This window comes from Cobetia sp. 14N.309.X.WAT.E.A4 (genome assembly GCF_030397495.1).
In the GTDB taxonomy this organism is placed as follows: Bacteria; Pseudomonadota; Gammaproteobacteria; order Pseudomonadales; family Halomonadaceae; genus Cobetia; species Cobetia marina.
The window spans coordinates 462668-474537 of record NZ_JAPNXT010000001.1; the positions used below are offsets into that span (position 1 = coordinate 462668).

At 65.5% G+C, this 11870-nt stretch carries 9 protein-coding genes; 7 read left to right on the forward strand and 2 right to left on the reverse strand.

Features of this window, described 5'->3' with window-relative positions; genetic code table 11:
* The first annotated feature begins 22 nt into the window (after positions 1-22).
* From OW493_RS02010 to pepN, 3 genes are all read left to right on the forward strand, one after another.
* Positions 23-1174: a glycerate kinase gene (locus tag OW493_RS02010; RefSeq protein ID WP_289863241.1), complete on the forward strand. Its 1152-nt coding sequence runs from the start codon at positions 23-25 to the stop codon at positions 1172-1174.
* Positions 1175-1347: 173 nt separating this feature from the next.
* A complete protein-coding gene (locus OW493_RS02015) occupies positions 1348-1818 on the forward strand; it encodes a YbaN family protein (protein ID WP_240704164.1) in 471 nt (156 codons plus the stop codon).
* 127 nt (positions 1819-1945) lie between these two features.
* Positions 1946-4597 carry an aminopeptidase N gene (gene pepN, locus OW493_RS02020; protein WP_136938180.1) on the forward strand — a complete coding sequence of 884 codons (2652 nt, stop codon included), beginning with the start codon at positions 1946-1948 and terminating at the stop codon, positions 4595-4597.
* Positions 4598-4725: 128 nt separating this feature from the next.
* Here pepN and rsgA read toward each other — a convergent pair whose 3' ends face one another.
* Positions 4726-5736, reverse strand: coding sequence for a small ribosomal subunit biogenesis GTPase RsgA (rsgA, locus tag OW493_RS02025; RefSeq protein WP_077372474.1), 1011 nt, complete (start codon positions 5734-5736; stop codon positions 4726-4728).
* A gap of 183 nt (positions 5737-5919) precedes the next feature.
* Between rsgA and orn the strand changes: the two genes are divergently transcribed.
* Positions 5920-6492, forward strand: a complete 573-nt coding sequence (gene orn / locus OW493_RS02030; protein ID WP_084209058.1) for an oligoribonuclease — start codon at positions 5920-5922, stop codon at positions 6490-6492.
* Between the two features lie 19 nt (positions 6493-6511).
* On the opposite strand, the gene queG is transcribed toward orn, so the two are convergent.
* Complete coding sequence (gene queG, locus OW493_RS02035) at positions 6512-7582, reverse strand: tRNA epoxyqueuosine(34) reductase QueG (protein ID WP_176493290.1); 1071 nt, start codon at positions 7580-7582, stop codon at positions 6512-6514.
* A gap of 324 nt (positions 7583-7906) precedes the next feature.
* Between queG and OW493_RS02040 the strand changes: the two genes are divergently transcribed.
* The 3 genes from OW493_RS02040 to OW493_RS02050 all read left to right on the forward strand — a co-directional run bounded on the left by OW493_RS02040 (position 7907) and on the right by OW493_RS02050 (position 11747).
* On the forward strand, positions 7907-9703 hold the full coding sequence (locus tag OW493_RS02040) for an NAD(P)H-hydrate dehydratase (RefSeq protein ID WP_289863077.1): 1797 nt from the start codon (positions 7907-7909) through the stop codon (positions 9701-9703).
* Positions 9684-10169 carry a tRNA (adenosine(37)-N6)-threonylcarbamoyltransferase complex ATPase subunit type 1 TsaE gene (tsaE, locus tag OW493_RS02045; RefSeq protein ID WP_289863079.1) on the forward strand — a complete coding sequence of 162 codons (486 nt, stop codon included), beginning with the start codon at positions 9684-9686 and terminating at the stop codon, positions 10167-10169. The genes OW493_RS02040 and tsaE overlap by 20 nt, the downstream gene beginning before the upstream one ends.
* A 168-nt stretch (positions 10170-10337) precedes the next feature.
* On the forward strand, positions 10338-11747 hold the full coding sequence (locus tag OW493_RS02050; protein WP_084209056.1) for an N-acetylmuramoyl-L-alanine amidase: 1410 nt from the start codon (positions 10338-10340) through the stop codon (positions 11745-11747).
* The last annotated feature ends 123 nt before the right edge of the window (positions 11748-11870 follow it).

Here is an 11870-nt window from a genome sequence, read left to right on the forward strand (position 1 = left end):
CACTTTCTCCTCTCGTTCGGCGTTGCGTATCCTGCTGGCCCCAGACAGCTACAAGGAAGCGCTGCCTGCGCTGGAGGCTGCCGAGGCAATGGCGAGCGGCATCCGGCGCGTAATGCCCGAGGCCGAGCTCGACCTGTGCCCGTTGGGAGATGGCGGAGAGGGCACCCTGGCGGCACTGTTGGCCGCTGCAAGCGAGGCAGATCCCATCGAGGCGCGCAGCGCTCAGGTACGTGATCCGCTGGGGCGCGAGGTCACTGCGCAATGGGGCTGGCAAGCGGGTAGCCGCACGGCCATCGTCGAGCTCGCCGAGGCCAGTGGTCTGCACCTGCTCAGCCCCGATGAGCGTGATGCGCGCATCGCCAGTACCTTCGGCGTCGGACAGCTGGTGCTTGCCGCGCTGGAGGCCGGTGCCGAGCGCCTGATCGTCACGCTGGGCGGCAGCGCGACCAACGATGGCGGCAGCGGCATGTTGCGTGCACTCGGTCTGCGCCTGCTGGATGAGGCGGGTGACGAACTGCCGGACGGAGGCGCGGCGCTGGCACGACTGGCGCGGTTGGATGCCAGTGGTCTGGACCCGCGGCTGGCGACTCTCAAGGTGTCCGCGGCGGTGGACGTCGACAACCCGCTGTGTGGCCCGCGTGGCGCGACGGCCGTGTTCGGGCCCCAGAAGGGCGCGGATGAGGCGGTGGTCAAGGAGCTGGACGTCGCGCTGGGGCGTTTCGCGCGGATGAGTGCCGAGGTGCTGGGGGAGGACCACCAGCAGCTGCCGGGCACCGGTGCCGCAGGCGGCATGGGCTACGCAGTGGCGGCCTGGCTCACGGGGGAGCTGCGCCCGGGCATCGAGCTTGTGATGGAACGACTGAGCGTGGCGCAGCGCCTGGAAGGGTGTGACCTGCTGATCACCGGCGAGGGCGGGCTGGATGGGCAGAGCCTGGGGGGCAAGACGCCCATCGGCGCGGCGCGTGCCGCCCGAGCGGCCGGAGTGCCGGCCATCGTGCTGGCAGGGCGTCTCGCGGATGGCTGGCAGGCTGCGCATGACGAAGGCGTCAGCGCCGTCTTCACCCTGTGTGACGCTGCCATGCCGCTGGAGCAGGCCCTGACACGCACCGCTGAACTGCTGGCGGACCGCTGTGAAGCCATCATGCGCCTCTGGCAGGTGGCGCAAAGCGACTGAATGTCGCCTGCACCGCAACCCCGTTCGCCTTTCGTGTCACGGGCAAGCCCGTTACCATGCACGCAGCAGCTATGGGAAAGATAGCCAGAATGCACTTCCCTCGGGAGGCATCTGGCGCTTGACTGGTAGCAGGTGGCACGCGGTGTGCGCCCGATGGTTGAGGGGACCTTGAGATGATGATTTTTCGGCGCATGAAGCGGATCTGCTGGCTGGGGCTGGCCTGGCTGTTCTTCGCGATCGGGTTTGCCGGCATGTTCCTGCCCCTGTTGCCGACGACCGTCTTCATGCTGCTGGCGCTGGCCTGTGCCAGTCGCGGCTCCCCTCGCTTCGCGCGCTACATTCGCGAACACCCCCAGATCGGGCCTCCCCTGATCTCCTGGGAGCGCGAGCGTGCCATCCCGCTGCGTGCACGCATCCTGGCGGTCGGCATGCTGGTGGTCTCGATGCTGATCATTCTCTTCACCGTTTCCGTGATGGCGGTCAAGGTCTCGTTGCTGATCTTCCTTTCCCTGTTGGCCATCTGGCTGGGCACGCGCCCCGAGCCGCGCGGGGGATACGAGGAACTCGCGCCTGCGCCTTCCCCGGCCGAGCCCTTCGATGAGCCCTCCCGACCCGTCAGCGGCGAACGCCTGCAGAACGACTAGTCATTCGCGTGTCCCGCCCCTCCCGTGAGGGGCCATTCATCGCGGGCGCGGTGGCAGGCTGCCATCGCTGCCCGATGTTTTCCTGCCGTGTGGCATCGTCCGCGCGGCGTTGATCGTGGAGTCCTTCATGTCACAACCTGCCGCCATTCATCTTGATGATTATCAAGCGCCGGCCTGGCGCATTCTCAGCACTCGGTTGACGTTCGATCTGGCGCCGTCCGCGACCCGCGTGACGGCCGTGCTGACCCTCGAGGCCAATCCCGATGCCGCCGTGGGCAGTGACGCGACGCCACCGCTGGTGCTCAATGGCGAGCACCTGACGCTGGAATCCGTGCGTGTCGATGGGCGAGCGCTCGCCAGTGATGAATACAAGGTCGACGAGACGCATCTCACCCTCGCGGCGCTGCCGGCCAGCTGTGAGCTCGAGACGGTCGTGCTGATCGACCCGGCGGCCAACACGGCACTGGAAGGGCTCTATGTGTCCTCCGGCATGTTCTGCACCCAGTGCGAGGCCGAGGGCTTCCGCCGTATCACCTATTACCCGGATCGTCCGGACGTGATGTCGGTATTCACGACGACCGTCATCGCGGACAAGGCGAACTACCCGATCCTGCTCTCCAACGGCAATCCCGTCGAGCGTGGCGAGCTGGACGGCGGCCGTCACTTCGTCACCTGGCAGGACCCGCACCTCAAGCCGTGCTACCTGTTCGCGCTGGTGGCGGGGGATCTGGTCAAGCATGCCGACAGCTTCACCACCATGAGCGGGCGTGATGTTGCCCTGGAGATCTGGGTCGAGCCGGAGAATCTCGACAAGACTCAGCACGCCATGAACTCTCTCAAGGCCTCCATGAAGTGGGATGAGGAGGTCTATGGGCGCGAGTATGACCTCGATATCTTCATGATCGTCGCGGTCAATGACTTCAACATGGGCGCGATGGAGAACAAGGGTCTCAACATCTTCAACAGCGCCTGTGTGCTGGCCAATCCCGATACCACCACCGACGCCGCCTTCCAGCGCGTCGAAGGGGTGGTGGCACACGAGTACTTCCACAACTGGTCCGGCAATCGCGTCACCTGCCGTGACTGGTTCCAGCTGTCCCTGAAGGAAGGCTTCACCGTCTATCGTGACCAGACCTTCTCCGCCGACATGAATTCGGCGCCGGTCAAGCGCATCGAAGACGTCGCCATGCTGCGCACCGCGCAGTTCGCGGAAGATGCCGGTCCCACCGCGCATCCGGTGCGCCCGGCGTCCTATATCGAGATTTCCAACTTCTACACCCTGACCATCTACGAGAAGGGGTCCGAAGTGGTGCGCATGGTCGCCAACCTGCTGGGCGAAGAGGCCTTCCGCCGCGGCAGTGACCTCTACTTCGCGCGCAACGATGGCAGCGCCGCCACCATCGAGGATTTCATCAGTGCGATGAGCGAAGCCTCCGGGCGTGACTTCACCCAGTTCATGCGCTGGTACTCTCAGGCGGGGACGCCGGAAATCAGCGCCCGTGGCAACTTCGATGCCGAGACGGGCCGCTATTCCCTGACGCTGCAGCAGTCCACCCCGGCGACACCGGGGCAGGCTGAGAAGCTGCCGCTGGTGATCCCGGTGCGCATGGGCCTGGTGGGTGCGGATGGCAGTGATCTGGCGCTCACGCTGGATGGCGAGGCGCTGGGCACGGAAACGGTGCTGGAGCTGACCGAGGCCGAGCAGACCTTCGTCTTCACTGGCCTCGAGGCCGGTGCCGACCCCGTGCCGTCGCTGCTGCGCGGCTTCTCGGCGCCGGTCAAGCTGTCCTTCGCCTACAGCCGTGAGCAGCTGGCCTTCCTGATGCAGCATGACAGCGATGGCTTCAACCGCTGGGATGCCGGTCAGCGTCTGGCGCTGGCAGCGCTCGAGGATCTGATGGCCGCCTGGCAGCAGGGCGACACCCAGGCATCACTCGATGCGCGTCTGCTGGCCGCCTATCGCTTCCTGCTCCAGAGCGAGCCGTCCGATCGTGCCGTGCTGGCCGAGATGCTGACTCTGCCGTCGGAGGCCTATATCGCCGAGCAGCAGACTGTCGTCGATGTCGATGCCATCCACTGGGCGCGCAAGACCGCCAAGGCGCAACTGGCCACGGCACTGCGCGATGATTTCGTCGCGCTCTATCACGCCAATGAGCAGCAGGGCGACTACGCGCCGACCTTCGAGCAGATGGCGCGCCGCAGCCTCAAGAATGCCGCGCTCAGCTATCTGATGAGCATCGAGGACGAGGAGGGCGTGCGTCTGGCCCAAGCTCAGCTGGCAGCGGCGCACAACATGACCGACGTACGCGCGGCATTGACGTTGCTGGTGCACTCCTCGCGCACCGAGCTGGGCGATCCGGCCCTCAAGGCCTTCGCCGAGCGCTGGTCACATGATCCGCTGGTGATGGATCAGTGGTTCTCGATCCAGGTCACGCGTCCGCAGGCCGACGTGCTGGATCGCGTGCGCTTCTTGATGGAGCACCCGGCGTTCTCGCTGACCAACCCCAACAAGGTGCGCGCCTTGATCGGTGCCTTCGCCGGCCAGAACCGCGTCAACTTCCATCGCCTCGATGGCGAAGGCTATCGCCTGCTGGCGGATGTGGTCATCGAACTCAATCGCCTGAATCCGGAAATCGCCGCGCGCATCATCACGCCGCTGACGCGCTACAAGCGTTTCGATGCCAAGCGTCAGGCGCTGATGAAGGCTGAGCTCGAGCGTATCCGTGGCGAGAAGCTGTCGCGCAATCTCTACGAGGTCGTGGAGAAGGCGCTGGCCTGATCCGCCTGATCACGTCCTCGCCCCGTCAGTTCGACTGACATGAAAAACCCCCACCCGTCACAGACGGGTGGGGGTTTTTCGTGGTGCTTGCGAACCAGGCCTTGAAGAGAGGCGTCAGTCGCGCACGTTCAGCTCTCGGTCAGTGACAGCAGGATCTTCTTGTAGCTGTCAAAGCGCACGCGGCCTATCTCGCCGCTGTCGACCGCCTGAAGCAGGGCGCAGCCCGGTTCCTTCTCGTGCTTGCAGTCACGGAAGCGGCATAGCCCCAGGTAGTCGTGGAATTCACGGAAGCCATCGGTGACCTGCTCCGGCGTCAGGTGGACCAGGCCGAATTCACGGATACCGGGTGAGTCGATCAGATCACCGCCGTCCGGCATGTGATAGAGCCAGGCCGTGGTGGTGGTGTGCATGCCCTGGCGTGATTCGGTGGAGAGCGGGCCGACACGTATCTCTTCTCGGGGCAGCAGCATGCCGACCAGTGACGACTTGCCGACGCCACTCTGACCGACGAACACCGAGGTGCGATCGCTCAGCTGTGCCTTCAGGGCGTCCAGGCCTGCCTCGCCGCGCGTGGTACAGGCGACGACGTCGTAGCCGAGTGCCTCATAGCGTGCCAGCAGGTCACGCAGCACACCACCGCTTTCGGGCAGGAGGTCAACCTTGTTGAGCACCAGCACCGGCGTGATGCCGGTGGCTTCCGCAGCGATCAGGTAGCGGTCGATCAGATTGGGTTGTGGCGCGGGTTCGGCGGCGAACACGATCATGATCTGGTCGATGTTGGCGGCCACCGGCTTGAGCACCCCCCGCATGTCCGGGCGTTCAAGCTCGGTAGTGCGGGCACCGCGTGCCACCACCACACCCGTGGCGTCGCTGGCTTCACGCCAGATCACGCGGTCACCGGTGACCAGCGTTTCCAGGTTGGCGCGCAGGTGGCAGCGATGCAGGCTGCCGGATTCACTTTCGACTTCCAGGCTGCGCCCGTAGTGGGCAATGACACGGCCGTGCTGTTCCGGGCCGTATTCGCCGGCGTCGAGCTTGTCGCGGTCCTGCGTCTCGCGCTTTTCTGCGCGCTTGGTACGCTCGGCCTGGACCTTCTCGATGCGCCATTGTTGCTGGCGGCTTAGCTTGCGTTTGCTCATGCTTGGCTGGTGACTCCGGTCGCCGTTCGTTCGCCAGGGATGGGAGCGTCTTCCCCCCTCTGCGGCGCGATTGTACCCTTTGCGCCCTCGGGTGTCGTGCGACACCCCGGGATGGCGTGTGATACTGCCGTCACAGGCGGATCCTCAGCGTCTTCCCATTCCCCGTTCAGCAAGGAGTGACCCATGGCAAATCCCACCGCGCAGGCCGATCGACTCATCTGGATCGACCTGGAAATGACCGGGCTGGACCCCGCGCGTGAGCGCATCATCGAGGTGGCCACGCTGGTCACCGACGGAGATCTCAACCTGATTGCCGAAGGGCCGGTGCTGGCCGTGCATCAGCCGGACAGCCTGCTAGAGGCGATGGATGAGTGGAACACGCGCACCCACGGCGAATCCGGACTGGTGACGCGCGTCAAGGAAAGTCAGATCGATACCGCCGAAGCCGAACGTCAGACTCTCGAGTTCCTGGCCCGCCACGTGGCGGCAGGCGCCTCGCCGATGTGCGGCAACAGCGTGCATCAGGACCGCCGTTTCCTGCAGCATGAGATGCCGTTGCTGGAAGCGTTCTTCCATTACCGCAACATCGATGTCTCGACCCTCAAGGAACTCGCCAAGCGCTGGAATCCGGCCGCGCTGGACGGTTTCAAGAAGCGGGCGACTCACCAGGCGATGGATGATATCCGCGAGTCACTGGCGGAGCTTGCGCATTACCGCAAGACCTTCCTCAAGCTGACCCAGCAGGGCATCGTCTGAACGACGCAGCGTGAGAGTCTCAGAGCGCGGTGGCCAGACGGGCGCCGCGCTTGATGGCTTGCTCCTTCAGTGCCCAGCGCACGTGCTCGCGCAGTGGCTCGCTGGGATAGGGCAGGCGGGCACGCAGGACATGCTCGACCTGCTCCGACCAGGGCGCATTGCCCAGTCCGATGGCGATGTTGGAGAGCCACTTCTCATAGCCGATACGCCGGATGGGGCTGCCTTGCGTCTTGTCGAGGAACTCCTGCTCCCCCCAGCAGAACAGCCGGATCAGCTCGATGCGATCCAGATCATGGCGTGGCGAGAAATCCGCCTCCTGGGTCGCCTTGGCAAAGCGCGTGAAGGGACAGAACAGCTGGCAGTCGTCGCAGCCATAGATGCGGTTGCCCATGGCACGGCGGAATTCTTCGGGGATGGCGCCATCCAGCTCGATGGTCAAGTAGGAGATGCAGCGACGTGCATCGACGACCTTGTCCTCGACGATGGCATCCGTCGGGCAGGCGACCTTGCAGGCGTTGCAGCTGCCACAGTGTTCCTTCTCGAAGGGGGCATCCACCGGCAGAGGCAGGTCGGTGTAGAGTTCGCCCAGGAAGAACAGGCAGCCAGCCTGCTGGTTCATCAGCATGGCGTTCTTGCCGAACCAGCCGATACCGGCCTTCTGGGCCAGCGCGCGCTCCATGACCGGAGCGGAGTCGACGAAGGCGCGGTAGCCGAACGTGCCGACTTCCTTCTCGATCTGCTTGGCCAGGTTGGCCAGCCGCTTGCGCATCAGCTTGTGGTAATCGCGTCCCAGCGCGTAGCGTGAGACGTAGGCGCGCTCGGGCTGGCTGAGTACCTGGGTGGTCTCGACCTCGGGCGGCAGGTAGTCGAGGCGCACGCTGATGACGCGCAGCGTGCCGGGCACCAGCTCCTCCGGGCGCGTGCGCCTGGTGCCGTGCTTGGCCATGAAGTTCATCTCGCCGTGATGACCATTGGCCAGCCAACGTTCCAGGTAGGCCTCGTGTTCCGAGAGGTCGACATCGGTGATCCCGACCTGCTGAAACCCCAGTTCGCGCCCCCATGTCTTGATGCGGGCTGCCAGTTCCGCCATGGCCTGAGGGTCGGCGACGCGCGAGTCATCACCGGATGTCTCGTCGGGAGAGCTTGCGGCTGCGTCGGCGGGCAGGGGCATGGTGGCGGATGAAGCAGGCATGGGCATTCCAGCTGGACAGGATGTTCAGGAGCATGGTGCACGCTGGCGTCTCACGGCGAGGAGTCGGCGGTGCGTGCGAAAGGGCGCCACCTTAGCGTAACTTGCCGATCAGCCCAAGCGGCATGTGAGGTGTGCGCTACCCAGTATTTCAGGGCGTGCGGCGCCGCTTTTCCAGGGCGCGGGCACGACTCAGTTTATCAGACATGGAGTGTGGGCATGGCCGTGAGCGATTCCTCTAACCCCTGCGATGTGACGCCGGTCTCATCCGCCACTCAAGCCTTGTGGCGTTCGGTCAATTGCCTGTGGCCCATCGCGGCGCTGCGTGACCTCGAGCATTGGCTGCTGGCGGAAGAGACCGTCTCGATGACCAACGGCTTGCCTGAAGCGTCGGTGGACAAGCGTCTGATGGGGCGGGCGGCGCAGTCAGCCTTCGACCTGCTGCGGCAGCGATGGCCCGAGACGCGCAGATTGTGTGTCCTGTGTGGTGGCGGCAACAATGCGGGCGACGGCTATCTGGTGGCGCGTCTTGCCCAGCTGGCGGGGTTCGAGGTGCGCATCATCGCTTTGAAGGATGAGGCGCAATTGACAGGCGATGCCCAGCTGGCCGCGATTGCCGCGCGGGAAGCCGGGGTCGAGCGTCACCCCTGGCCACAAGATACCGCCACGGCAGAATCATTGGTGAAGGGCTGGCCATTGCTGCTGGACGCCCTGACCGGTATCGGTCTGCGCGAGGCGCCCCGCGGCGCGGTCGCCCACGCCATCGAGCTGATCAACCAACGTCACCGGGAGGGCGCGCATGTCATGGCGCTGGATGTGCCCTCGGGGCTTGATGCCGCCACGGGGGCGGTGGCCGGTGTCGCCGTGGAGGCGGATGTCACGCTGACATTTCTGGTCGACAAGCCGGGTCTGCACACCGGGCGCGCCGAGCTGCATGCCGGACACGTCAGTCTGGCGCGGCTTGGTGCGGCTCGGGTGCTGCCGGAGGTGGTCAAGCAGACCCGAACGGCAGCGCTGCTGGCGTGCGAGTCCGTGCAGCGCCTCACGCCACGCTGGCTGGAGACCGAGCTGGTGCCGCGCTCTCCGCTGGCGCACAAGGGGGATGCCGGCAGCGTGCTGGTCTTTGGCGGCGGGCCGGGGCTTGGCGGCTCCGTTCTGCTGGCCAGTGAAGCCGCCGCGCGTGCCGGTGCCGGCAAGGTGGCGCTGCTTACCGCGCCGGCGCATGTCAGCGCCAGCCTGACACGCTGCCCGGAAGTCATGGTGCGTGGTCTCAAGAGCGGGCCGGAGGGCAGCAGTCATGACGGGTTTGCCGTACTGGAAGCCCAGATGGCACAGGCCAGCGTGACACTGGTCGGCCCCGGTATGGGGACGGAGCCGCTGGAGAGCCTGTTGTGGGGCTGGGGAGGACTGTCTCGCGTGCTCGCGGCCGACCAGCCGCTGGTGGTGGATGCCGACGCCCTGAGCCTGCTGGCCTGGCGAGCCGGTGAAGGTGAGGTGATCCGACGCGACGATTGGGTGTTGACGCCGCATCCCGGAGAGGCGGCGCGCCTGCTGGGCTGCTCGGTGGCAAAGGTCGAGCAGGACCGGCCCGGCGCCGTGCGCGCCCTGCAGCAAAGATATGGCGGCAGTGTAGTGCTCAAGGGGGCCGGCAGTCTGATTGCCAGTCCCGCCGGCGTACTGGAAGGGCCAGACGTGGCGCTGTGTCCCTATGGCAATCCCGGCATGGCCAGTGGCGGCATGGGGGACGTGCTGGGCGGCATCATCGCGGGGCTGGCGGCCCAGGCGCTCAATGGTGGCTTCGATGCACGCCAGTCACGCACCCATGAGCAGGGCACGGCACAGGCGGCGCATGTCACGCGTTGCATGGCGCAGGCGGCACGGGTCGGCGTGCTGGTGCACGCCCTGGCCGCCGACCGTGCGGTGCAGGAGCGCGGCGAGCGTGGCCTGCTCGCGGGTGATCTGGCATCCTATATGCATTTATTGCTCAATCCACGGGCCCGAAATGCGCATACTCCTGTCTGATGAAAATGCCCAGGTTGCCTTTGGCAGCCAGCTGGGCGACGTCCTTGCCGGCCGCGGGCTGGTGTTCCTGGAAGGTGAGCTGGGGGCCGGCAAGACGACTCTCACGCGTGGCGTGCTGCGTGCCTACGGGCATGAGGGGGCGGTGAAGAGTCCGACCTATACCCTGGTGGAGCCCTATGTGCTGCCACGTCCCGAGGGCGGCGAATGGCACATCAATCATTTTGATCTCTACCGGCTGGCTGACCCGGAGGAGCTTGAGTTCATCGGCGGGCGAGACCTGCTTGCCGATGACAGTCTGGCGCTGATCGAGTGGCCAAGCTGTGGTCAGGGCTTCCTGCCGGTGCCGGACCTGCGCGTGATGTTGTCCGTCGCCGAGCAGGGCCGCGAGGCCGAGTTGCATGCCCTCACACCGCGAGGAGAGGGTTGGCTTGAGGCACTGGCCGAGCGACGCGCCTCTCAGGCATGATGGCGCCTGACGTGCCGTATCATCTTCGTGGCTGCGTCTGGTCATCCTTCGCTATATTCATCCATGTTCCTTCTGTTCGAGTCACCCTTTCCGATGCCTGAAACTGCGCCCCAATCCTCTCGCCTGCGCATGATGCGCGGTCTACGTCGCTGCCTGGCGGGGGGGGTGATGTGCTCGCTGGCAAGTCTCGCGCTCGCTCCCCAGGCGCTGGCCGCCAAGGTCGAGAATCTGCGGTTGTGGACCGCGCCGGACCACACGCGGCTGGTGTTCGATCTCGATAGCGCAGCCAGTGCCAACATCTTCAGCCTCGACAATCCTCGGCGTCTGGTGATCGACCTCGCGGCAAGCGAGGTGGCCAGCAACGCGGTGAAGCGCAAGCTCGATGCGCTGGATCTGGAAGGCAGTGCCATCAAGGCGATCCGTACCGGACGACAGGACGATGCCCTGCGGGTCGTGCTGGATCTGACGCGCCAGGTCAATCCCAAGGACTTCACGCTGGCGCCGAACGACAAGTACGGCAACCGTCTGGTGGTGGATCTCGAGTTCCCGGGCGAGTCCGCGGTCGAGAATCCCATTGACCCGATCGAAGCCCGTATCCGCGAGCAGGAGCAGGCGGCAGCCAAGCGCAAGCTGAAGGGCGAGCCTGCCGCGCCGCTGCCGAGCAGCAAGGCGGCGACGCATCCCAAGCGCGATATCATCATCGCCATTGACCCCGGTCATGGCGGTGAGGACCCGGGGGCCAGCGGCCCGAGCGGTACCAAGGAGAAGGATGTGGTGCTCAAGATCGGCAAGCGCCTCAAGCGCATGTTCGACGAGCAGCCCGGCTTCAAGGCCATCCTGACCCGCAACAGCGATTACTACATCCCGCTGCGCAAGCGGACCGAGATCGCGCGTGAGCAGAAGGCAGACTTCTTCGTCTCGGTGCACGCCGACGCCTTCAACAGTCCGCGGCCGCATGGCAGCTCGGTCTTTGCGCTTTCCAGCCGAGGCGCCACCTCAGAGACCGCCCGCTGGCTGGCGGCCACCGAGAACCGTGCTGACCTGATCGGCGGCGTGGATGGCAACCTCAGCCTGAATGACAAGGATGAGATGCTGCGCGGCGTGCTGCTGGATCTGACCATGACCGCCACGCTCAATGATTCATTGGCGGCAGGCAGCGGCGTGCTGGCCAATCTGGGCCGTATCAACTCGCTGCACAAGCGTCAGGTGGAGCAGGCCGGGTTCGTGGTGCTCAAGTCGCCGGACATCCCGTCTCTGCTGGTGGAAACGGGCTTCATCTCCAATCCCCAGGAAGAGCGCAACCTCAACAGTGGCGCCTATCAGGAAAAGCTGGCGCGCTCGATCTTCTCGGGTATCCAGAGTCACTTCGAGCGCAATCCGCCGCCTGCCAGTCTGCTGGCATGGCGACGCAGCCAGGCACGAGGCGGCAACGGTGGCGAGTATCGCGTCAAGAGTGGCGATACGCTGTCAGAAGTCGCACAGCGTCACAACGTGAGCATGGCCGCGCTGAAGCAGGCCAATGGCATGAGCGGGGACACGGTCCGCGTCGGTCAGGTGCTCAAGATTCCGCGCGGCTGAGTGTCAGGCCGCCTGCTCCTTCGACGTGGCGGCAGGCGGGCGTGGCAGCCCGAGCACGCTATCCATCGGGCATGAAGCCCGTCGACTGTCCGCTGACTCGGCTCTTGCGTGCTCGCCGCACGG